Origin of the sequence: Leucobacter sp. PH1c, assembly GCF_000633415.1 — a bacterium.
Classification (GTDB): domain Bacteria; phylum Actinomycetota; class Actinomycetes; order Actinomycetales; family Microbacteriaceae; genus Leucobacter.
In genome coordinates, this window is record NZ_AYMV01000018.1 from 55274 (window position 1) to 77909 (window position 22636).

The following is a 22636-nucleotide window of genomic DNA, read 5'->3' on the forward strand; positions in this document are numbered from 1 at the left end:
TCCTCGGGGTCAGACGCTGAGGTAGGACTGCAGCGTCGCGACGGGGTCGTTGGTGACGAGCGCTTCGCCGACCAGGACGACGTCGGCCCCGGCCTCCCGGTAGTGCGCCACGTCGGAGACGTCGAGCACCGCCGATTCCGCGACGCGGATCACGCCGGCGGGGATCTGGTCGGCCACCCGGCCGAACAGCTCGCGGTCGAGCTCGAAGGTGCGGAGGTCGCGCGCATTCACGCCGATGAGCTGCGCGCCGAGATCCACGGCGCGGGCCACCTCGTCGGCGGAGTGCGCCTCGACGAGCGGCGTCATGCCGAGCTCGCGGATCATGGCGTGCAGCGTCTCGAGCCGCTCCTGCGGCAGCGCGGCGACGATGAGGAGCACGAGGTCCGCACCCGCGGCGCGGGCCTCGAGCACCTGGTACTCGTCGCCGATGAAGTCCTTGCGGAGCACCGGGATGCTGACGGCCTTGCGGACCGCCTCGAGGTCGGCGAGGGAGCCCTTGAACTTCCGCTCCTCCGTGAGCACGCTGACCGCGCTCGCGCCGCCGGACTCGTACTGCGCTGCGAGCGTCTGGGGCTCGGCGATCTCGGCGAGGTGGCCGCGCGACGGGCTCGCGCGCTTCACCTCGGCGATCACCTTGATGTGATCGGCCGGGGCGAGGGCGGCGAGGGCGTCAAGGGCGGGAGCACGACGGAGAGCTTCGGCCTCCACCTGAGCGGCGGACCGAAGCTCTCGGCGCGCCCGCGCGTCCTCCAGGGACCCCGCGAGCAGTTGATCGAGCACGTTAGTCGTGCGTCTTGGGGCTGAACTTCGGGCCGTTGACGCCGTAGCCGGCCTTCGCCAGGATCCACCCGAGGATGGCGCCGACGACGACGATGCCAGCGCACACCCACACCATGGTCGACATGTGCAGGAAGAAGAAGACGGTGCCGGCTGCGATGCCAAGCAGCATCACCACGACCGCCGTCCATGCGGCGGGCGAATCACCGTGACCGGGGTCTCCGTGCTGGGTACTCATGAATCTCCTCTGAACGGGTGTGAACGCTTCAAGCCTAGCGGATTTCCGCGGTGGGGTCGTCGCCGTCACTCAGCGCGTCCCAGTCCGAGATGCGATCGGGCGCGCCGCCGCGGCTCTTCGTGGCGGCGCCGGAGTCGTACTTCCGCCCGCCGGTGGCCCAGCGGCCGCCGGTGAGCACGACGAGGACGCCGAGCAGTGCCGCGAGCAGCCCCGCGGCGAGGCTTACCCAGACCCAGGCCGAGACCTGGCTCCAGACCACCATCGTCGTGCTCGCGCCGCCCGCGATGCCGGTGATCTCCGTGATCCGGCCGGACACCGCGGCGAGCGGCGCCTGCGCGACGTTCAGGGTGAGCGCGACGAGCCCCGCGCCGAGCAGCGCGACGAGCACGCCGAGCACGCGGCGGAAGACCGGGCCGGCGATCGTGAGCGCCAGAGCTGCGGCGACGATCGCGATCGCGACGGGCGAGAGCGCGGGGTTCAGCGCGTGGCCCGTGACCGGCTCGATGTCGTGGGTGCCGTCGAGCATGAACGAGACCCAGGTCTGGGCCCCGGCGAGCAGGCCGGCTCCGCCGACGATGGCGATCCCGCCGAGCGAGAGGAGCTTCGGGCTCATGATGCGGACTCCTTGGTGTCGTGGGAAGCGCGGGGTGCGGACGCACCGTTCGGGGCGGAGAGCTCGTGCAGGGTGTTCGCGATCGCGATCGCCCGGAGCGGGGCCGCGGCCTTGCTGCGGCACTCAGCGTCCTCGGACTCTGGAACCGAGTCGGCAACGATCCCGGCGCCGGCCTGCACCATCGCCACGCCCGCCTTGATCGTCGCGGTACGGATCGCGATCGCGAGATCCGCCGCGCCCCCGAGGCCGAAGTAGCCGACCACGCCGCCGTAGACGCCGCGCTGCACGGGCTCGAGCGCGTCGATGATCTCGAGCGCTCGGGGCTTCGGGGCGCCCGAGAGGGTGCCAGCCGGGAAAGTGGCGCGGAAGACGTCGATCGGCGTCTGCCCGTCGCGGAGCTGTCCCTCCACCGTCGAGACGATGTGCATGATGTGGCTGAAGCGCTCGATCCTCATGAACTCCGTCACCTCGACCGAGTCGGGGCGGCAGGCCCGCAGGAGGTCGTTCCGCGCGAGGTCCACGAGCATCAGGTGCTCCGCGCGCTCCTTCTCGTCGGCGAGGAGGTCGCGCTCGTGCTGCTGGTCCTCCTCGACGCTCACACCGCGCGGCCGCGATCCGGCGATCGGGTGGGTCATCACGTGCCCGCTCTCCTGCACCGTGACGAGCGCCTCGGGGCTCGAGCCGACCACCGCGAACGGGGTCCCGTCGGCGTCCTCCAGCTGCAGCAGGTACAGATACGGGCTCGGGTTCAGGTGGCGGAGCACGCGGTAGACGTCGAGCGGATCGGCGCTGCACGCCTGGTCGAAGCGCTGCGAGGGCACCACCTGGAAGATGTCGCCGTCGACGATGTGGCGCTTCGCGACCGCGACCGCCTCGATGAACTCGGGTGTGCTCGTGAGCCGGTGCGGCTCGGGGAGCGCGTCGCGGTCGAAGGCGCCGAGCGGAGAGGAGACGGGACGCGCGAGCGCGGCCTGCAGCGCGTCGAGCCGGGCCTGCGCGTCGGCCCACTGGGCATCCGCGTCGGCGGGAGCGGGACCGGCGCCTGCGGGATCAGTCGCTCCCCCGCTCAGCGCCGCGTCGTTCAGCACATTGGCGAGCAACACCACGCTGCCCTCGCGGTGATCGATCACGACGAGCTCCGACACGAAGCTGAGGCCCTGCGTGGGCAGCCCGGGCCCTGCGGCCGGGCCGTTCTCGAGCTTCTCGAACTGCCGCACCGTCTCCCAGCCGAGGTAGCCGACGAAGCCGCTCGCGAGCGGCGGCAGGCCGGGGACCTGCGGGGCGCGCCAGCGCTCGTAGGCCGCGCGGAGCGCTTCGACGGGCGCGTGCTGCGCGACGCCGCCCGGGAGCAGCCGCTCGGCGGTCACATCGCTGCCGGGCGCGGGCGCCCAGTGCGCGCGCCCCTCGCGCTCGCCGAGCACGCCGAAGCTCCCGGCGCCGACGAAGCTGAAGCGGGTCCAGACGCCGCCCTGCTCGGCGGACTCAAGCAGGAACGTGCCCGGCCGCGAGTCGGCGACCTTGCGGTAGATGCTCACGGGGGTGTCGGCGTCGGCGAACACCTCCCGGCAGACGGGAATCACGGCGTGGGTGGCTCGCGCGGCGTCGAACGCTGCGCGCGTGGTCGTCAGGGTCACCCGCTCAGCCTATCGCGCGGCGCGGGCGCGACGGACGCGCAGCACTCAGCTGCGCGCCCGGTCACTCGCCTGCGGGATCGGCGTCGTCCTCGCGGCCCGCGACGGCCGGGATCCCCCGGTCGGTGAAACAGCTCCGCGAGCCCGTGTGGCAGGCCGCCCCGATCTGCTCGACGCGGACGAGCAGGGTGTCGCCGTCGCAGTCGCGCGCCACGCTCCGCACGTACTGCCGATGCCCCGAGGTGTCGCCCTTGCGCCAGTACTCCTGGCGGGACCGGGACCAGAACGTCACGCGCCCCGAGGTGAGCGTGCGCCGCAGCGCCTCGCGATCCATCCACGCGAGCATGAGCACCTCGCCCGTCGCGTCGTCCTGGATGATCGCGGGGGCGAGACCGTCGGCCCCGAACACGACGTCCGCGGGAATCGGATCGTCTGCGGGTGCCGGATCGACCGCGCTCATGCGCCGCTCCGCTCGCTCGCGGCCGCGCCCGGCAGCCGCACGGTGTGGCCGGCTTCGGCGAGCGCGCGCTTCACCTCGCCGATCGTGAACTTGTTGTAGTGGAACACGGACGCGGCGAGCACCGCGTCGGCGCCGGCATCGACCGCGGGCGCGAAGTGCGCGAGCTCGCCCGCGCCGCCCGAGGCGATGACGGGGACGCTCGCCACCTCGCGCACGAGGCGGGTGAGCTCCAGGTCGAAGCCGTCCTGCGTGCCGTCGGCATCCATCGAGTTGACGAGGAGCTCGCCCGCGCCGCGTTCGACGGCCTCGCGGCACCACTCGATCGCGTCGAGGTCGGTCTCGCGCTTGCCGCCGTGCGTCGTGACCACGAAGCCGGAGGGCGTGCGCGGGCTGCGCTTCACGTCGAGCGAGAGCACCACGACCTGCGCGCCGAAGCGGTCGGCGATCTCGTCGATCACCGCGGGGCGCGCGATCGCGCCGCTGTTGATGCCCACCTTGTCCGCGCCGACGCCGAGCAGCCGGGCCACGTCCTCGGCGCTGCGCACGCCACCGCCGACGGTGAGCGGGATGAAGACCTGCTCCGCCGTGCGCTGCACGACATCGTAGGTCGTGGAACGGTCGTCGACGGTCGCCGTGACGTCGAGGAAGGTGAGCTCGTCGGCGCCCTGCGCGGCGTAGCGCGCGGCGAGCTCGACGGGATCCCCCGCATCGCGGAGGTTGAGGAAGTTGACGCCCTTGACGACGCGGCCATCGGCCACGTCGAGGCACGGGATCACCCGGGTTGCGACACTCATGCTGCGCGCCCCGCTTACAGCCGTGCCGCGTGGATCGGCGTGACGAGGATGGCGCGGGCGCCGAGGTCGTAGAGCTCGTCCATGATCGTGTTCGCCTCGTCGGCGCGCACCATAACGCGAACGGCGACCCAGGCCTCGTCCTTCAGCGGCGAGACCGTCGGCGATTCCATGCCGCCGGCGACCTGCGATGCGGCGTCGAGCTGATCGGCGGGGAGGTCGTAGTCCATGAGCACGTACTTGCGCGCGACAAGGACGCCGCGCAGGCGGCGCAGGAGGCGCTCGATGCCGGGGTGCTCGTTGGGGCCGCCGATGAGCACGGCGGTCGACTCGAGGATGACCGGCCCGAAGATCTCGAGGCCGGCGGCGCGCAGGGTCGCACCGGTGGAGACGACGTCGGCCACGGCGTCGGCGACGCCGAGCTGCACCGCCGACTCGACGGCGCCGTCGAGCTTCACGAGGACCGACTCCACGCCGCGGGCGCGGAGGAAGTCGTCCACGAGCTTCGGGTAGCTCGTTGCGATGCGCTTGCCCGCGAGATCGGCGAGCTCCGCGAATCCGCCGCCCACGGGCGCCGCGAAGCGGAACGTCGAGTCGGCGAACTCGAGCGACTCGATCTCGCTCGCGGTCGAGCCGGAGTCGAGCAGCAGGTCGCGGCCAGTGATCCCGACATCGAGCGCACCGGATCCGACGTACGTCGCGATGTCGCGCGGGCGGAGGTAGAAGAACTCGACGTCGTTGCGGGTGTCCGCGTGGACGAGCTTGCGGCTGTCGCGGCGGCCCGAGTAGCCCGCCTCCGCGAGCATCTCGGCGGCGATCTCGGAGAGCGATCCCTTGTTCGGGACGGCGATGCGAAGCATGAGTGGAGGGGTTCCTTCCGTGGTGGCAGCCGAATCTGCAGCGTGCCGGGTGATGTGAGGTCAGCGGCAAGCGTCGGCGCCGGGAAGGGCACCGACGCTACAGATGCGTGTACACGTCCTCGAGGCTCAGCCCCTTGGCGAGCATGAGCACCTGGAGGTGGTAGAGCAGCTGGCTGATCTCCTCAGCGCACTCGGCGTCCGACTCGTGCTCGGCCGCCATCCAGACCTCGGCGGCCTCCTCCACGATCTTCTTGCCGATCGAGTGGATGCCGGCGTCGAGGCGCGCGACGGTATCGCTGCCCTCGGGCCGCGCCGCGGCCTTCTCGGAGAGCTCGGCGAAGAGCGTGTCGAAGGATTTCACGGTTCTACACTACCGGGTTTCGCGGGCGGCGGCTGCCACGCGGACGCCGGTTTCCGGCAGCCGGGTGGCCGCGGCGCCGGAGCAGGGCGGCCGCACAGCGGCGGGCCGGGCCGCCTGGAGCGGCACTGCTGAGCGACTCAGCGCGCGCAGACGCGCCGCGCGACGGCGACCAGGCCGAACGCTCCGGCGACCGCTGCGGCGCTCAGCGCGATCCCGCCGGGCAGCGCCGCCGTCTCCCCCGCGAGCCCCGCAGCGAGCACCCCCGAGAGCAGTGAGCTCGGCAGCAGTTCGCAGGCGCGCGCGAGACCGGGCAGCAGTTCGTCGAGCGGCAGGATCCCGCCGGCGAGCACCACGAGCGCGGGCGCCGCGATACTGATGGCGCGGGCGCGCGCAGTGCCGCGCACCCGGGCGGCCACGAGCGCCGCGACCGCGATGCCCAGCGCGAGCAGCCCCAGCGCACCGCACAGGATTCCCGCCGCCGAGAGGAGGAGCCCCGATCCCCCGCCCCCGGCGAGACCGGCGGCCGCTCCGGGGACGAGGAGGACCGCGGCCAGCGCGGCCGCAATCGCGGCGGCGCCCACCGGCAGCACGGATCGGACGTGCGCGTCGAGCAGGGCGCCGCGCGGCACCGGGGTCGTCGCAAGGAGACGCAGCACACCCCGCTCACGGGCCTCGACCACGGGGGCGGCGACCAGCGCCAGCGGCAGCATCAGGAGGACCACGGCGAGGAGGCCGGGCAGGCCTGCCCGCAGTACGCTCCCGTGCGCCGCGAGCACACCGTCCGCGAGCGCGAGCAGCCCGACCACGAGGAATGGCGGTGCGGCGGCGACCAGGGTGCGCAGGGGCGCCCGGCGCCGGCCCGCGCGGACAAGCCCGGCAAGCGTCATGTCCCGCCGCCGACCGCGGCGAGGTACACGTCCTCGAGCGTGGCCTCCCGGACGGTCACCCCGGAGGCGTGGAGGCCGCGCGTGAAGGTGATGCGGCGCAGCGCCGCATCGGGGTCGCTGCTCGCGACGGTGACCCGCGATCCGCCGCCCGCGACCGGATCGGCGCTCCATCCCTCGTCCACCGCGGAGGCGATGAGCTCCCGGGGCGTGCCCGGAGGGACGGTGAACGAGAGCTCCGCCGTCGCGCCGTGCGCACGGATCAGCGCATCGGGGGCGCCCTCGCGGGCGACCCGCCCGTCGACGAGGATCAGGATCCGGTCGCAGAGCGACTGGGCCTCGTCGAGGTGGTGCGTCGTGAGCAGCACGGCCGTCCCGGCGGCGCGGATCTCCCGGATGAGCGCGGCGATGCCGACGCGGCTCGCGGGATCGAGCCCGGCTGCGGGCTCGTCGAGGATGACGAGGCTCGGGCGCCCGACGAGCGCGATCGCGATGAGCAGCCGGCGCAGCTCGCCCCCGGAGAGGTGCCGCACCCGGGTCGCCCGGCACGCGTCGAGCGCAACGAGCGCGCGCAACTCGGCGAGCGCGACCGGCCGCTCGTGGAACGACGCGAAGAGCTCCAGCGTCTCATCGACCGTGAGCATCGGGAAGAGTGCGGCTTCCTGGGGCTGCACGCCCACCGCGGCCGTGATCGTTGCGCGCTCGCGCACGGGGTCGACGCCGAGCACTCGAACGCTCCCCTCGCTCGGCGCAGCAAGGCCCGCGAGCAGATCGACGGTCGTGCTCTTCCCGGCCCCGTTGGGGCCGAGCAGGCCGATGATCTCCCCCGGCCTCACGGTCAGGTCGATCCCGTGCAGGATCTCGATCGCGCCGAAGCGCTGGCGTGCGCCGGCGAGCGCAATGATCGGGTCCGGGTGCGCGCTCATCGCTTCCCCCCGGAGGGCGGCGCGTCGGACGCGTCGGGGGTGAAGATCTCCTCGATCGGCTGCCCGAACAGGTGCGCGATGCGGAAGGCGAGCGGGAGCGAGGGATCGTAACGGCCCGTCTCAAGCGCGTTGATGGTCTGCCGCGAGACGCCGAGCGACTCGGCGAGCTGCACCTGCGACCAGCCGGCCGCCGTGCGGAGTGCGCGTACCTCGTTCTTCACCGCGCACCCCGCCGCGTCAGCACCATCGCTGCGAGCCCCCAGGCAGACATGCCGGTGACGAAGACGCCCCACACGAGGTGCGGGATCCCGCCGACCACGCCCTCGATCATGCCGAGCACGACGGCGGCCAGCATCGCCGCGACGAAGCCGACCCCCGCCGCCGTCATCATCAGGGGGCGCAGGTACTCGTCGAGGCCGCGCACGAAACGGAGCGCGGCGAGCAGCATCCACACCACGGGGATGATCGGGAGGAGCTCGAGCACGGCGCCGGCCGGGCTGTCCGAGTCGGCGAGCGCGCCGCCGCCCACGATGAGCCCCACGTACAGGGCCGCCGCGGCGGCCATCTGCCAGGTGTAGCGGCGCACGTTGCTGCGCTCGGCTGCGGTCTGTTCGGTCATGGGCGGGCCTCCTGCGGGCGGTCGGATGCGATCAGGTGGGTGCGCGCGCGTTCGGGGCGGGGCTCCCAGGTGAAGCGGCGCGCGGCGAGCATGAAGCAGGCGAGCCCCGCGGCGAGACAGAGGCCCCAGTACGCGGGAACGGGGAGCAACGGGCTCGTCCCCGCGAGGTCCGCGCTCGCGGGTTCGACGAGCCAGGCGCCGGGCAGGAGACCGCTCGCGATCCGAAGCGGCTCGGGCAGCAGCGTGACGGGCAGCACGGATCCCGCGCTCGCGAGCAGGGCGAAACAGACGCCGACCAGGAGGCCCTGGCTCGCCTCGGGGTCGCTCGCGCGGGAGGCGGCGAGCGCCGCGAATCCGAACAGCAGCACCAGGGCGCAGCAGACGCTCACGAGCAGCCGGGGAAGCGACGCCGGCTCCATCGCGCGAGTGAGCACGGCGATGCCGATCACGCCGCTCACGCTCACGAGCACGAGCGCCAGGCGATTCGGCACGCGCGAGAGGAGCATGAGGCTCCGGGGCAGCGGGGTCGTGCCGAGCAGGCGCAGCGTTCCTCGTCCGCGGGCGGCGATGAGCGGCACGGCGGTGCCGAGGAGGGCGATGGACGCGAGCGCGGCGACGAGGATCGTGCCCAGGTTGAGGCGCAGGAAGTCGGGGATGGGCTCACCGTCCCGGCCGAGCACATCGATCTGGCCGGCGGGCACGCCCGCGGCGCGCACGGCCCGCCACACGGGATCCCAGCCCACGCGGGGCTCGTCGACGGCGATCACGATGCGCTCGCCCGCACTCTGGACCCGCACCGTGTGCGCCGGAGCGTTCGGATCGTTCGGACCGTTCGGGCCGTTCGGGCCGTGCGCGGCCGGCGCGCCGTCCCCGCGGAGCTCGTCGAGCGCCGTCGCCACCGCGCTCGCGTGCGGCCCCGCGAGCCCACTCGCGTCGACGCGCGGGGTCGCACCGGCGACCGAGAACGCGAGCCACATGCACCCGTGCAGGATGAGCAGCACGAGCGCCATCGTGAGCGTCGACACGCCGACGAAGCGGTCCCGTCTGAGTTCCCGCGCGTCGGCGCGCACGAGCGCCCGAAACGCTCGGAAAGATTGGCTCCGTGCCCGCAGCTCCATGACACCCCCTCGTAAAGTTTCCTTTACATCCAGGGAATCACGAGCGCACTCGGATGTCAAGCACACTTGACATCAGCGGGCGGGGTGCAGCGGGCGGGCCGAGCGGCGGCGCGGGCGGGAAGCGCGCGGCGGGTCGCGCAAGCCCTGGCCGAGCGCGCAGGACCGGCCGAGCGCGCAGGCCCGGCCGAGAGCGCGGACCTAGTGCGTGTGCGTGGCCGCGGCTGCGCGGAGCGCCGCGATCCGGTCCTCGGGGACTCCCCCGTAGACGGCGGAGCCGGCGACGAAGGTGTCCGCGCCCGCCTCGGCCGCGATCCCGATCGTGTCGACCGTGATGCCGCCGTCGACCTGCAGCCACACGTCGAGGCCGAGGCGGGACTTCGCCTCCGCGAAGCGGCGCAGCTTGGGCATCATGTCGGGCATGAACGACTGCCCGCCGAAACCGGGCTCGACCGTCATGACGAGCACCTGATCGAACTCGGGGAGCAGCTCCAGGTACGGCTCGGGGTCCGTGCCGGGCTTGAGCGCGATACCGGCGCGCGCGCCGATCTCGCGGAGGCGCCGGGCGAGCGCGACCGGGTCGGCCGCCGCCTCGGCGTGGAACGTGACCGAGTACGCGCCGAGCTCCGCGTAGCCCGGCGCCCAGCGATCCGCGTCCGAGATCATGAGGTGCACGTCGAGCGGCACGGGCGAGACGGCCTGGATGCGCTCCACGATCGGCGGCCCCATCGTGAGGTTCGGCACGAAGTGGTTGTCCATCACGTCGACGTGCACGAGATCCGCGGAGCGGATGGCCTCGAGCTCCGCCTGGAGGTTCACGAAGTCGGCGGACAGGATGCTGGGGTTGATGCGCTGCGCGGTCACCCCACCAGTGTAGGCGGGGGCCGCGTCGGACGGCGCATCCGGCGCGGTCTAGGCGTCCTCCCGCTGCAGGAGCGCGACGAACATCGCGTCCGTGCCGTGCCGGTGCGGCCACAGCTGCGCGCTCAGGGCTTCGCCCGCCAGGTCGATCTCCCCGCGAGCGACGGCGCCCACCGCGGCACGGGCGTCGAGCTCCACGATGCCGGGGGTGCGGCGCAGCAAGCGGTCCACCGCGATCCGGGTCTCTGCGAGGTGCGGCGAGCACGTCACGTAGGCGAGGATGCCGCCGGGCGCGAGGTGCGCGACGGCTGCGTCAAGCAGCTCCGACTGGAGCGCCGTCAGCACGGGGAGGTCCGCCGGCTGCTTCCGCCAGCGGGCCTCGGGGCGCCGCCGGAGCGCGCCGAGCCCGGTGCAGGGCGCATCGACGAGGATCCGGTCGAACGTCTCGCCGCCGTAGGCGGCATCGTCGCGGCCGTCGTGCGAGACGACCTCCACGGTGTCCGACACCGCGGTGACGGAGCGGCGCACGAGCTCGGCCCGGTGCTCGGAGACCTCGTTCGCTCGCACCGTCGCCCCGCCCACGCGCGCTTCGGCGCCGAGCACGGCGGTCTTCCCGCCGGGGCCCGCGCAGAGGTCGAGCCACCGCTCCCCGCGGCGAACCGGGCGGACCCGGCTGAGCGCGAGCGCCGCGAGCTGCGAGCCCTGATCCTGCACGCGCAGCTCCCCCTCGGGGAGCCCGGCCTCGGAGATCGCGCGCGCGGGGTCTCCGCCGGCGAGCTCGAGCCCGATCGGCGAGGGTCCGCGGAGCGCCAGCAGCGGGTCGGGAGTGGACGCGTGCTCGTCCTCGACCAGGCGCTCGGGATCGGCGCCGCTTCCCGGCAGCACGACGAGACTGACGCGCGGCGCATCGTTGTCGGCCGCGAGCAGCGCATCGAGTTCTTCCTCGCGCCCCTCGCTCCGCAGCGTCTCGCGCAGCGCGCGGAGCACCCAGGCGGGGTGTGACCGGACGGTCGCGAGAGCGGCGTCGGCGGAGTCCGCGGTGCTCCGGATCTCGGCGTCCCACTCCTCGTTCGAGCGGCGGCCCACGGCGCGCAGCACGCCGTTGACGAAGCCCGCGGCGTTCTGGTTCGCGACGCGGCGCTGCAGTTCGACGCTCTCGTTCACCGCGGCGTGCGCCGCCGTGCGCATGCCGAGCAGCTGGTGCACGCCGAGGCGCAGCACGTTGCGGGTGCGGGGATCGACATCGTCGATCGCTCGCCCCGAGGCGAGCTCGATGATCCGGTCGTAGCGGCCGCGCCAGCGCAGTGCCCCCGCGACGAGCTCGGTCGCGAGCCCCGCATCGCGGGAGTCGAGGCCGGCGTCGCGCACGCGGGCGGGGAGCGCGAGATTCGCGTAGGCCTCACGCTCGTCGACATCGCGCAGCACGTCGTAGGCGACGAGTCGGGGCGCGGAGATCCGCGCGCGGGGCTGGCGCTGGTCCTGACCTCGCTGACCACGCTGGCCGCCCTGGCCTCCTCGACCGCGCTGGCCACCGCGGTCATGCGAGCCGCGGCCGCCACGGCCGCCGCTGCGGTCGTTGCGTCCGCCGCGGTCGTTCCGGCCGCCGTCGTTGCGGTCGTTCCGGCCGCCGTCGTTGCGGTGCTGACCGCCCTCGTTCCGGCTCATCCGAGCACCGCCGATCCCCCGCGGCCGCGCAACCAGGCGGCGGCGTCCATGGCGGGCTTCCCGGCGGGCTGCACCCGCTGCAGTTCGAGCACGCCGGGCGAGCCGTCACCTCCCGAGCCGGTCGTGAGGAGCACGCGCCCGTCGACGAGCTCGACGCTGCCCGGAGCCGCCGCGGTCCCAGCGTCCGTTGCGGCATCCGTCACGGTGGGCGCCGGTGCGAGTTCGAGGAGCTTGATCGGCTGCTCCTCGTGCAGCGCGAAGGCGCCGGGCTCCGGGGTCATCCCGGCCCAGCGCGCGAGCACGGTCGGCGCGGGCTGCGTGAGGTCGATCTTGCCGTCCTCACGCGTGAGCTTGTGGGCGTAGGTTGCGTCGCCCTCCTGGGGCTGGCCGGCGCCCGGCTGCTCTGCGAGCAGGGCGACCGCGTCGCGCACCGCGCTCGTGCCGAACTCGGCGAGCGTCGTGAGCGCGGCCCCGGCGGAGGTGCCCGGCGCGAACTCGCGCGCATCGCGGGTGAGCACGTCGCCGGCGTCGAGCGCGGCGACGAGGCGGAACACCGTGACCCCGAGGGTCTGCTCCCCCGCTTCGAGGGCGCGCTGCACGGGCGCGGCGCCGCGCCAGCGAGGCAACTCGGAGAAGTGGAGGTTGATCCAGCCGTGGCTGGGCAGGCTGAGGAGCGGCTCGCGCACGAGTCCGCCGTAGGCCACGATGACGCCGAGCTCGGGCGCGAGCGCCGCAACCCATTCGGTGGCGGCGTCGTCGAGGCGGTTCGCGCGGAGCACGGGGATCCCGAGCTCCTCTGCGGCGACCGCGACCGGCGAGGGGGTGAGCACGCGCTTCCGGCCGAGCGGCGCGTCCTCTCGGGTGATGACGCCCGCCACCTCGTGGCCGGCCTCGACCAGCGCTCGGAGGCTGGGGACGGCGAACTCGGGGGTTCCGGCAAAGACAATCCGCATCCCGCTATTCTCGCACCTTCGCACGATGCACCTCAGCCGAGCAGCTCGGCCCGCAGGGCTCGAGCTTTCACGAGTGCCGCCTGCGAGCCCTTCCGCTCCGCGAGCTCTGCGAGGCCGGGCCACGCGGCGGCGGCTGGCGGGATCGCGCCGCGCTCGGCCGCGGATCGGAGGGCGGGAGCGCGAAGCAGCGCCGCGTCAAGCACCCGGTTCAGCCAGCGGGGCGGCGGCGTGCTGCCGGCCCCGGCCCGGATCCCTTCGACGAGCACCGGCCACAGGGTGCCGAGCGTGTCCGGCTCAGCCTCAATCATGCCGGCGAGCTTCACCGGAGTGAAGTCTGCGCTCTCGAGCAGTTGCTGCACGGCGCGCTGCACGCCGGCGGCGTCGAGGAGACCGCTCCGCACGGCCTCGCGCACCGTGAAGCCGTGCCCGTTGTCGTGCTGCATTCCGCTGATGAGCACGGCGATCATTCCCGTGGTCAGCGGGCCGACGGCGGGCGCTGCCGCTTCGCCGTCTCGGCTGAGCGGGCCCGCGCTCCCGCCGCGCCAGTCGCGGTGCGGCGACACGCGGATCCCTCCGGCTTCCGGGTCCCACCGGAGCCACTCGCGCCCCGCCGGGTCGATGTCTTCGACGCCCGGCAGGATCTCGGTCATGCCGCACTGCCCCTCGTGTTCGATGTCGTAGAACCAGGAGGTGCGGGTGCGGAACCGGCGAGGGGCCTCCGGCGTTTCGGCGAAGCACTCAGGCGAGAACAGGAGCTCGATCTCAAGGAGCCTCGTCGACGCCGCCGGGTCGTGCCAGCGGGCGGTGATCCGCGCACCGTCGTCGACGGTCGCGCGAGTCTCCCTCCCCTGCGGCCAGAACGCGGCGAACGCGGCGTCATCGAGCCCGTGCGCGGGCGGCGCCGCCGCGGGGCCCGGGGCGGCGCCCGTGTCGGGGCCCTGCCCCGATGAGGCCAGGGACGCGGGGGCTGGCGCGGTGCTCCGCTCCGGTCGGGTCGCGGGCTCGGATCCCACGCTCGGATCCGGGTCCGGCGCGGGTTCCGGGAGCCGGGCCACGATCTCGCGGGCTCGCTGCACCGCGCGAGAGGCGCCGCCCGCCGCGGCGATCGCTCGCGTGCCGGGCAGCGCGAGCGCCTCAGCGCTCGCCTCCCCCGCGCGCACCGCGTGCTGCACGGTCGGCAGAAGCTCACCGATCGCTTCGAGCAGTTCCGCGGTTCCCGAGAGTCGTCGCGGCGCCGCGTTCGAGCGGACGACGCACGCGTCGAGCAGCGGCCAGACGAGCGACAGCAGCCCCTCGTCGGCGAGGTCGAGGCACGCGCGAGCGAAGGCGGCCAGCTTCCCGGGGGTCTCCTGCCAGTCGAGCAGCGCCACGTCGGGGACACCGGGGCGCAGGAGGCCGCGTTCCCAGGCCTCCGAGATCGCGAGCGCACCGTCGGCGATCGCGCGCTCGTGGAAGCCGCGCTGCGCTCCGATCAGGTTGATCGCGAGCCCCGGCGTGAGCGGCGTCGCACGCCGCACCAGCTGCCGCAGGTCGCGGCCGAGCCCGGCCAGGTCGCTGTGCGCGATCCCGGTCCCGACGCCGTCGCCGCCGCCAGGAAGCGCGTCGAGTTCGAGGCCACTGAACAGCACGTCGGAGCGCAGCCGCGGGGGAAACTCCGCGAGCGACGCCGGGACGACGAACGGGCTCGGTGCCCACCAGTGGCGTTCCGGGTCGAGTACCCGTGCGGGCTCGACGACGGGGTCCGCGAAGTAGCGCACGGCCGCGGGGCCCGCGGCCGTGGCCATCTCGCTGCCGTCCTGCAGGAGCACGGGCACGCGCAGCGCCTCCAGATCGCCGAGAAGCTCTGGGGTGAGAAGCAGCCGGTCAGTGCGCAGCAGGGCGAGGAACAGGTCCGCCTCGCTCGCGGCCGCACCGGAAGCAGCGTAGGCGCGGAGCCGGTCGCGCAGCTCGACGGGATCGATCCGCAGGTCGTCCCAGCTCGGCGTGGACAGGAGTGCGGGGACCTCTCCGAGGCGCTGCAGCACTGCGGCGTCGCGGGCCGGGACCGGGCTGTAGTGGGTGGGGCTCGACCCCGGGATGCCCGGGTGCGGGGGTCGGTCGAGCATCGGCAGTGGCTCGGAGGCGCACCACTCCGCGATGCCGCGGATCCCGGGCACCCACGCCGCGCGCACCCCGCGGAGTGCGGTCCGTGCAGCCGCGGCATCCGCGGCCGCGACCTGGTTCGCGAGCGCGAGCAGCCGCTCCGCCTCTGGCGTGGACAGCGTGCTCTCGGGGAGCCCGGTCAGCGCCGCTGCGGCCGCCGTGAGCGCGGCCGGCGAGGCCTCTCCCACGTCGAATCTCGGCACCGACCACAGTTCCGGCGTCGGGACCCAGCGCCCCCGGGATTCCGCGGGCGCCTCCGGAGCGCGCTCGCCACGGATCCCCCACGCGTCGAGCACGGCGGTCGCGGCGCGCGCGAGGTCGCGGTCGCGGCCGTCGGCCAACGGAGTGAGCAGTGCAGCCAGCTCGGTCGCGTTCTCGGGCGCGGGGCGTCGTGCCGCCGCAGCGAGGAGTGCGCGCTTCGCTTTCTTCGTCCGGGACGCGAGCCCGAGCTCGAGCGTCTCGCGGAGGATGTCCGCGTCGGCGTGCTCGATGAGGCTCGGCCCGAAGGCCTCGGCCAGTCCCGCATCCCCCGTGGCGATCGCAGAGACGAGGGCGTCCGCGTGCCGGAGCAGCTCCGCGGTCCGCTCGGGTCGCGTGAGGCCGAGCTGCTCAGTGAGGAACGCTGCCCACACCTTCCGGTCGCCGGGGCGCTGGGCGGCGTCGAGGCCGGAGAGCGCTGCGGCGAGCGCCTCGCTCTCGGCGAGCCAGCCGCGCTCGAGTGCGGCGGGGAGGAGCGCGCCGAGCGGGCCGGTCACGCTCAGCCCGAGCGCAACGGCCTCGCGAAGGTGCTCGGTGAAGCGCGGGGCGAGCAGCTCGGCCGGCACGGGCTCTCGCTCGGGCGGTTGCACCCAGCCCCGGTTCGCGGGGTCGCCCAGCGCGAAGACCGCCCAGTCCCGCAGGTAGTCGAGCGATGCGGGGATCGGGAGTTCGAGGTCGTGCACGAGGCGCACGCTCACGCTGCCGAGTCGTGAGGAGGCGTCGAGCCACATGCGCCCGCTGCCCCCGGAGGCGCGGGCCGCGAAATCGCCCGCGTAGGCAGGGCCGCGCTCGCGCACGACGTGCACGATCGCGGCGTCGTCGATCCCGCGCGCCGATCGGAGCAGCGCGACCGCGCGCTGCGCGGACACTCCGACGCGGACGGCGAAGAGCGCGAGCACCGTCTCGTTCACCGCCGCGCCGAGGAAGCTCTGCCACCCGAAGGTGGCGGGGTTGAGCGCAGCGAACACGCCCCATTCGCCCGACGCGAGGCCGGTCTTCGCGATCCGGCGATGCTCCGCGCTGCCGAGCGGGCGCGACACGGCCTCGTTCGGTGTGGCATCAAGCCAGCCCAGTTCGGCGAACACCTCCACCGCGCGCCGGAGCTTCGCGGGGGCGGCTGACGTGGTGAGTTCGGTCACAGCGGCTCCTCGGTGACGATGGCGACGGCGAGTACGTGTTTGCAGGGACCCCGATCGGTTCCGTGGCGGAGGCCCCAGGCACAGCTGCAGCTGAGGCTCTCAACGCCTGGTGCACCGTGCGGATCGCGCCGCACCACGGAGTCGGATCCCGGGTCCGCGCCGCGCACGGTCCAGCTCTCGGCCCCCGGGGAGGCGGCGACGACGCGCCCCGCGGCGGCCAACGCCCGCGCCGCCGAGAGCCGAGGGTGATCCCGGTCCACCCGCGCGGGATCGTCGGGCAGCTCGCGATGGAAGTATGCATCCTCGGCGAGGTCCCAGCCGACACGGCCGGATGCGGCGAGCACCGCGACGGCGCCGCGCACGCGTGCCGGGCTGAGCCCGGTGCGCCCCGCGAGCCGAGACAGGTCGAGGATCGCTTCGAATCCGAGCTCCGCCGAGACCCGCTCCGCGTCCGCGAGCACGCTGTCCCCCGCAAGCGCGGTGAGGAGCGCGCCCTCCCCCGAGTGCCCCCGCCAGGGCTCGGCAGTGAGCCCCAGGGTCAGGCGGGCACCGGGGAGCCTGATCTCGATCGCGCTGGCTCCTGCCGCGTCGAAGCCGTAGAGCGCCAAGCCGGTGACGTGCGGGAGGAGTCGACGTGCCGCGCTCAGCCGGTGCAGGCCGGCGACGCTCACCGCGCCCGCTGCTGGCCGGTGCGCGATGCGAATGCCACCCCGGGAGGGGACGAGCCACACTGTGCGCCCGGAGGCCGTCGCCGGGGGCACCGCGCCCAGGAATGCGCGCGCAGCGGCGGCGTCGAGCGTCGCGCGCACCGAGAGCCGGCGGTGGAGCTCAGCCACGTTGCCGAGCGCCCGGATCCACCGCTCGGGCATTTCGACGGGCCGCTCCCGGCTCTGGTGCTCCGGTGTGGCGATTCCGAGGCCGTACTCCCCCACGGCGAGGTGCAGCAGTTCCGTTCGCCGCACGGCGGAGAGCACGGACCGGGAGGCCACGCCGAGGTCGACGTTCGTGGTGCCGAAGCCGATCTCCCCGCTCTCGAACCCCGCGCTGAGCAGATCGAGCCGCGCGTACACGCCGTTGCAGGCGGAGAAGACCTCGGCGCGCAGCCGATCCCCGTGGGCGGTGAGCACCGGATCGCGCTGCGTCGTGGGAACGTACTGGAAGTAGCGGGTCGCCGCGACATCCGCGAGCGCGAGCAGCCCCCGGGCGAGCACCAGCGGATGCGCCACGAAGCCCGCGAAGAAACTCGGCGTCGCATCGAGGCCCGCCGGGGTGAGCGCCGGAGCGAGCGCGAGCTCCAGCGCGGTGCCCGAGCGCCCCGCGGCTGCGCGCGCCTCCGCCACGCCCTCCGTGCGCCCAAGCGCCACCGGCAATGCGTGCGCGCGCGTGTGCCCCAGGAACTGTCGCGGGGCAGACGTCGGGGTGTGCATGCTTCGATGCTAGCGACGACCACCGACACTGGCGCTGCGCGATGCGGGGTGCGCGAAGCCCGGGCGCCCGGGCGCCCGGCGCCCAGTGCGCGGTGCGCGGTGCGCCGTGCGCCGTGCGCGATGCGCGGCTCCTGGATAGTGCTACACTCGCCCCATGCACAACGTGAATCAGTGGTGGGCCGCCTAGGGCGGTCACTCTTCACGCATTCTGCATGCACACGACACCGCCTCTCGGAGGCGGTGTTTTTTTGTCTCACGAGCGGCGCAACGAAGCGAAGGAACCCCTCCCATGACTCAGCAGTCCACGTCCCCCTACCGCGCCGATGAGGCCGGCTACTTCGGCGAGTTCGGCGGCGCCCCGCTGCCGCCGTTCCTGGTCGAGCCCATCGCCGAGGTCGCACGCGAGTACGCTGCGGCGAGCGCGGATCCCGCATTCCAGGAGGAGTACCAGGCGCTGCTCTCGAAGTACGTCGGCCGCCCCTCGCTGCTCTACTTCGCCGAGAATCTCACGCGCGAGCTCGGCGGCGCCAAGATCTACCTCAAGCGCGAGGACCTCAACCACACGGGTGCGCACAAGATCAATCACTGCCTCGGCGAAGCGCTGCTCGCGAAGCGCATGGGCAAGACGAAGCTGATCGCGGAGACCGGCGCGGGGCAGCACGGCGTTGCCCTGGCCACCGCTGCGGCGCTCGTGGGGCTCGAGTGCGAGATCCACATGGGGGCCATCGATGTCGCCAAGCAGCACCCCAATGTCGTGCGGATGGAGCTGCTCGGCGCGAAGGTCGTCTCGGTCGAGGAGGGTGGGAAGACGCTCAAGGAGGCCGTCGATTCTGCGTTCGCCGTCTACGCCGCGCACCCCGAGGAGTACTTCTTCGCGATCGGCTCCGTCGTCGGCCCCCACCCCTACCCGTCGATGGTGCGCGATTTCCAGTCTGTCGTGGGCCGCGAGGCGCGCGCGCAGGTGCTCGAGGCCGAGGGCAAGCTGCCCGACGTGCTCGTCGCAGCGGTCGGCGGCGGCTCGAACGCGATGGGCCTCTTCGACGCGTTCCTCGGCGACGAGTCGGTGCGCATCGTCGGTGTCGAGCCTGCGGGCGAGGGGCTCGACGGGGATCGCCACGCGGCGACCATGACGCTCGGCACCCCGGGCATGCTGCACGGCATGCACACCAAGGTGCTCCAGGACGAACACGGCGAGCCCTCCCCCGTGCACTCGATCGCGTCGGGGATCGACTACCCCGGTGTCGGGCCGCAGCACGCCCACCTGGAGTCGATCGGGCGGGCCGAGTACGTGACGGCGAGCGACGCCGAGACGCTCGATGCGTTCCAGCTACTCACCCGCAAGGAGGGGATCATCCCCGCGCTCGAGTCGGCGCACGCCGTGGCGCACGCGATCAAGCTCGCTCCCACGCTTCCGGCCGACGCCGTGATCATCGCGAACCTGTCGGGTCGCGGGGACAAGGACGTCGATTTCGTGGCGGATCGCCTCCGGAACGCCTGAGCCGCACGCCGGGAGGGGCTCTGTGCCAGGGTTCCCTCCCGATCGGGGTGCTCAGCCGGAGGCTGCCCGCGTATTCGTCAGCCGCTCCCTCATTCGCAGGAGAAATCGCGTATCTCGGAGATTTCGCTGGGGCAGGCTCCGAGATTCCGGATTTCTCCTGCTGAATCGGAGGCGCGGCCGAGACACCTCACTCAGGACCCGCCAACTCGGAGCCGCAGCCGAGACACCTCACTCAGGACCCGCCAAATCGGAGGCGCGGCCGAGACACCGCACTCAGGACCCGCTAACTCGGAGGCGCGGCCGAGACACCGCACCCCACACCAGCTCACTCCCGCGCGGCGGGGACCGGGATCGTTCCCGTGACGCTGAGCTCGTCCTCCCAGCAGCTGATGCCGGTCACCCCGGGAAGGCGGTCGCGGGTGAACACGGGGTCGCGCCCCGCCCGCCGCTGCGCGGAGTAGTCGCGCATGAGACGGAACACGAGCCCGGAGAGCAGCGCGATCGCCACGAGGTTGACGAGCGCCATGAGGCCCATGATCGCGTCCGCGGTGTTCCAGATGAGGTCGGCGGAGGCGACGGCGCCGACGAAGATCGCGAGCACCGCGAGCACGCGGTACCCGAACAGCACGCGGGGGCGGGTGGAGATGAACTCGATGTTCGATTCGCCGTAGTAGTAGTTCCCGAGAATCGAGCTGAAGGCGAGCAGGAAGATGATGACGCTGAGCAGCACGCTCGCCCAGGGGCCGAGCGCGCCGACGATCGCGTTCTGCGTGAGCGCGATCCCGCGGGTCGCCTCGGACAGATCGGGCGCCGTCACGAGGATGATGAACGCGGTGATCGAGCAGATGAGGAACGTGTCGAAGTAAACCCCGAGGGTCTGCACGAGCCCCTGCTTCACGGGGTGGGTCACGGCCGCGGAGGCGCCCGCGTTGGGGGCGGATCCGAGCCCCGCCTCGTTGGAGAACATGCCGCGCTTGATGCCGGTCATCAGGATCATGCCGAACGCCGCGCCCACGACCTCGTTGAAGCCGAAGGCCTGCGTGTAGATCTCGGCGAAGACGCCCGGGAGCCGCTCGATGTTGAGGAACACGATCACGAGTCCGAGCAGGAGGTAGCTGAGCGCCATCGCGGGCACGACCGCCTGGGTGACCGTGGCGATCCGGCGCACGCCGCCAAACACGACGAGCCCGGTGAGGAGCGCCAGCACGGCGCCGATGAGGATCGTGACCCAGCCGCCGCCGGACGAGATCCCCGCCGTGCTCGTGAGTGTGGCGCTGATCGTGTTGGCCTGCAGCGAGGAAAACGCGAACGGGAAGCAGACGATGAGGATCCCGGCGAAGAGGGTGCCCATCCAGCGGGATCGGAGCCCGTGGAGCATGTAGTAGGCGGGGCCGCCGCGGAAGCCGTCGGCGTCGCGCACCTTGAAGAGCTGGCCGAGCGTCGACTCGACGAAGCTCGACGCGCCGCCGATGAACGCCATCGTCCACATCCAAAACACGGCCCCCGGCCCGCCGATCGCGATCGCGGTGCCCACGCCCGCGATGTTGCCGACGCCCACCCGCGAGGCCGCCGAGATCGTGAACGCCTGGAACGCCGACACCGACTGCGGGGTGCCGTCGCTGCGCACCGGTGTCTTGTCGGCGAGGGTGCGGAACATCTCCGGCAACCACCGGAACTGCACCACGCCGGAGCGCACCGTGAAGTACACGCCGAGGATCACGAGCACGGGCAGCACCGCGAAGGTCCACAGCCGGTCCCCCGCCGCGAGCACGAAGTCGTTGAAAGCGTCCATGCGTTCAGGGTATTTCACGCGGGCGCTCCTGTCGCGGATCCCGCGGCGCGTCAGTTCGCCGGGCAGACCGTGCCGGGCTCCGGCAGCTCCCCCTCCAGCAGGAAGGCGGTCGTCGCCTCGTCCGCGCAGCTCGAGCGATCGGTGAAGGAGGCGCCGTGCCCGTGCCCTTCAACGGTGAGGAAGCGGGTGTTCCCCATCTGGCGGGCCAGGTTCTTCCCGTTCTCGAACGGCGTCGCGTGATCCCCCTCGATCCCGATCACGAGGATCGTCTGGTCGTCGGGGGCCGTGAAGGCGTCGAGGTCGGTCCCGCTCTCGGGGAGCGCGTCGCACGAGAGGTCGGCGAAGGGGCGGAGCACGTCGTCGGTGATTTCGGGGCCGCCGAGCAGCCGCGGCACGCCCTGCTCCTCCACGTGCTCGAGTAGCTGCAGGATGCCCGGATCCTGGGGCAGCGAGTGGCAGCGGACGATCTGGCCGCCCGCGCTCACGGAGGCGCCGCCCTCGGCCATCGCCTGGATCACGGCGTCGATCTCCTCGGGATCCCGTTCGAACAGTCCGGCCACGTGGTTCAGCACCGTGACGCGCGTGACGGCGCGCCCGTAGAGCCCGGTCATGAGGTACCCGCGCAGCATCGCGCCGCTCACCTCCGTGCCGTCGCTGCCGACGAGCGGTTCGGCGTCGAGCGCTTCCTCGGCTGCGAGCAGCTGGTCCTCGGAGGTGATGGGGCAGGCGGTGACGCCCTCGGTCTCTTCGCAGTCCTCGAGCATGGCGACGAGCTCGTTCGCCATGCTGACGGCCTGGTCGAAGGTGCCCGCCGGCGCGGCCCAGGTCTCGTCGGGGGCGCTGTCGAGCACCATGCGGCCCACCCGCTCCGGGAACAGCGTGGCGTACGTCGCGCCGAGAATGGTGCCGTACGAGTAGCCGAGGTAGTTCATCTCCTCCTCGCCCTGCAGCGCACGAAGGAGGTCCATGTCGCGCGCGACCTGGGAGGTGCCCATCGAGCGGGCGAGGGGTTCCTCGTCGGCGCAGACCGCGAGCTGCACTTCGAAGATGCTGGAGATCGGTTCGCAGTCGACGGCGCTGGATCGGCCGATCCCGCGCGGGTCGAAGCCGATCACATCGTAGTGCTCGAGCAGGCCGCGGAAACCGGGCGACGCCGTCTGGTTCCAGGTGTAGTCGATGCCGGATCCACCGGGGCCGCCCGGATTGCCGAACAGCGAGCCGAGCTTCTCGGGCCCCGTCGCGGGGATGCGGACCACCGCAAGATCGATCGTCTCGTGCACGCGGGGGCGGTCCCAGTCGAGCGGCGCCTCGACGGTGGCGCACTCGAAGGTGTCGACCGGTGAGCCGAGCCCGTCGAGCCGTTCCGCGGTCTCGGCGTTCGGCCCGAAGCTCTCGTCGCAGGAGCCCCACGCGATCGTCTGCGCGTAGACGCCGGGGAAGGTCTCGCTCTGCAGCGCACTCGGGGTGCGCTCGGCGGGCGCGCACGCGGTGAGGAGTCCGAGCAGCGCTACGAGGCCCGCGCTCGCGGTGGCCGCGACGACGCGCCGGCCGGCGCCGCGGGTGCGAGCGGTCGAGCCGGATCGGTGCGGGCCCGCATCCGCGGGGGTCTTCGACGTCGTGTGCATG

21 protein-coding genes are annotated in these 22636 nt (G+C 73.1%); 1 reads left to right on the top strand and 20 read right to left on the bottom strand.

From position 1 onward, the window contains the following. Positions 1 to 9 precede the first annotated feature (9 nt). The 18 genes from trpC to U874_RS0106035 all read right to left on the bottom strand — a co-directional run bounded on the left by trpC (position 10) and on the right by U874_RS0106035 (position 17720). Positions 10 to 780, bottom strand: coding sequence for an indole-3-glycerol phosphate synthase TrpC (trpC, locus tag U874_RS0105950; protein ID WP_025133625.1), 771 nt, complete (start codon positions 778 to 780; stop codon positions 10 to 12). Between the two features lies 1 nt (position 781). Continuing rightward, positions 782 to 1015 carry a DUF6704 family protein gene (locus U874_RS0105955; RefSeq protein ID WP_025133626.1) on the bottom strand — a complete coding sequence of 78 codons (234 nt, stop codon included), beginning with the start codon at positions 1013 to 1015 and terminating at the stop codon, positions 782 to 784. Positions 1016 to 1049: 34 nt separating this feature from the next. Next, positions 1050 to 1628: a Trp biosynthesis-associated membrane protein gene (locus U874_RS0105960; protein ID WP_025133627.1), complete on the bottom strand. Its 579-nt coding sequence runs from the start codon at positions 1626 to 1628 to the stop codon at positions 1050 to 1052. Then, entirely contained in the window at positions 1625 to 3262 is a 1638-nt protein-coding gene (locus U874_RS0105965; RefSeq protein WP_025133628.1) for an anthranilate synthase component I, read from the bottom strand. The genes U874_RS0105960 and U874_RS0105965 overlap by 4 nt, the downstream gene beginning before the upstream one ends. 61 nt (positions 3263 to 3323) lie before the next feature. After that, entirely contained in the window at positions 3324 to 3719 is a 396-nt protein-coding gene (hisI, locus tag U874_RS0105970) for a phosphoribosyl-AMP cyclohydrolase (protein WP_025133629.1), read from the bottom strand. Beyond that, complete coding sequence (gene hisF / locus U874_RS0105975) at positions 3716 to 4513, bottom strand: imidazole glycerol phosphate synthase subunit HisF (RefSeq protein ID WP_025133630.1); 798 nt, start codon at positions 4511 to 4513, stop codon at positions 3716 to 3718. Before hisF ends, hisI begins: the two co-directional genes overlap by 4 nt. Positions 4514 to 4527: 14 nt before the next feature. Continuing rightward, the gene (gene hisG, locus U874_RS0105980) at positions 4528 to 5370 is read right to left on the bottom strand and encodes an ATP phosphoribosyltransferase (RefSeq protein ID WP_025133631.1); all 843 of its coding nucleotides are present in this window, start codon (positions 5368 to 5370) and stop codon (positions 4528 to 4530) included. Between the two features lie 97 nt (positions 5371 to 5467). After that, positions 5468 to 5731 carry a phosphoribosyl-ATP diphosphatase gene (locus U874_RS0105985; protein WP_025133632.1) on the bottom strand — a complete coding sequence of 88 codons (264 nt, stop codon included), beginning with the start codon at positions 5729 to 5731 and terminating at the stop codon, positions 5468 to 5470. Between the two features lie 137 nt (positions 5732 to 5868). Beyond that, on the bottom strand, positions 5869 to 6618 hold the full coding sequence (locus tag U874_RS14230) for an ABC transporter permease (protein ID WP_025133633.1): 750 nt from the start codon (positions 6616 to 6618) through the stop codon (positions 5869 to 5871). Then, positions 6615 to 7541: an ABC transporter ATP-binding protein gene (locus tag U874_RS0105995; protein WP_025133634.1), complete on the bottom strand. Its 927-nt coding sequence runs from the start codon at positions 7539 to 7541 to the stop codon at positions 6615 to 6617. Before U874_RS0105995 ends, U874_RS14230 begins: the two co-directional genes overlap by 4 nt. Then, on the bottom strand, positions 7538 to 7762 hold the full coding sequence (locus tag U874_RS0106000) for a helix-turn-helix transcriptional regulator (protein WP_025133635.1): 225 nt from the start codon (positions 7760 to 7762) through the stop codon (positions 7538 to 7540). Before U874_RS0106000 ends, U874_RS0105995 begins: the two co-directional genes overlap by 4 nt. Then, a complete protein-coding gene (locus U874_RS0106005; RefSeq protein WP_025133636.1) occupies positions 7759 to 8160 on the bottom strand; it encodes a hypothetical protein in 402 nt (133 codons plus the stop codon). The genes U874_RS0106000 and U874_RS0106005 overlap by 4 nt, the downstream gene beginning before the upstream one ends. Further along, on the bottom strand, positions 8157 to 9185 hold the full coding sequence (locus U874_RS14235) for an ABC transporter permease (protein WP_157834219.1): 1029 nt from the start codon (positions 9183 to 9185) through the stop codon (positions 8157 to 8159). The genes U874_RS0106005 and U874_RS14235 overlap by 4 nt, the downstream gene beginning before the upstream one ends. A gap of 291 nt (positions 9186 to 9476) precedes the next feature. Further along, positions 9477 to 10139, bottom strand: coding sequence for a ribulose-phosphate 3-epimerase (gene rpe / locus U874_RS0106015; protein ID WP_025133638.1), 663 nt, complete (start codon positions 10137 to 10139; stop codon positions 9477 to 9479). 48 nt (positions 10140 to 10187) lie between these two features. Next, positions 10188 to 11801, bottom strand: a complete 1614-nt coding sequence (locus U874_RS0106020; protein ID WP_081809913.1) for an RsmB/NOP family class I SAM-dependent RNA methyltransferase — start codon at positions 11799 to 11801, stop codon at positions 10188 to 10190. Continuing rightward, positions 11798 to 12754: a methionyl-tRNA formyltransferase gene (locus U874_RS0106025; RefSeq protein WP_025133640.1), complete on the bottom strand. Its 957-nt coding sequence runs from the start codon at positions 12752 to 12754 to the stop codon at positions 11798 to 11800. Before U874_RS0106025 ends, U874_RS0106020 begins: the two co-directional genes overlap by 4 nt. A gap of 32 nt (positions 12755 to 12786) precedes the next feature. Further along, on the bottom strand, positions 12787 to 16293 hold the full coding sequence (locus U874_RS0106030) for a hypothetical protein (protein WP_025133641.1): 3507 nt from the start codon (positions 16291 to 16293) through the stop codon (positions 12787 to 12789). Then, positions 16290 to 17720, bottom strand: a complete 1431-nt coding sequence (locus tag U874_RS0106035) for an SWIM zinc finger family protein (protein WP_115651498.1) — start codon at positions 17718 to 17720, stop codon at positions 16290 to 16292. The genes U874_RS0106030 and U874_RS0106035 overlap by 4 nt, the downstream gene beginning before the upstream one ends. A 289-nt stretch (positions 17721 to 18009) precedes the next feature. Here U874_RS0106035 and trpB point away from each other — a divergent pair, with 289 nt between their 5' ends. Further along, positions 18010 to 19218: a tryptophan synthase subunit beta gene (gene trpB, locus U874_RS0106040; RefSeq protein WP_025133643.1), complete on the top strand. Its 1209-nt coding sequence runs from the start codon at positions 18010 to 18012 to the stop codon at positions 19216 to 19218. Between the two features lie 325 nt (positions 19219 to 19543). On the opposite strand, the gene U874_RS0106045 is transcribed toward trpB, so the two are convergent. Beyond that, positions 19544 to 21010 carry a sodium:alanine symporter family protein gene (locus U874_RS0106045; RefSeq protein WP_025133644.1) on the bottom strand — a complete coding sequence of 489 codons (1467 nt, stop codon included), beginning with the start codon at positions 21008 to 21010 and terminating at the stop codon, positions 19544 to 19546. A gap of 50 nt (positions 21011 to 21060) precedes the next feature. After that, positions 21061 to 22635, bottom strand: coding sequence for an alpha/beta hydrolase (locus U874_RS0106050; protein ID WP_025133645.1), 1575 nt, complete (start codon positions 22633 to 22635; stop codon positions 21061 to 21063). Position 22636 lies beyond the last annotated feature (1 nt).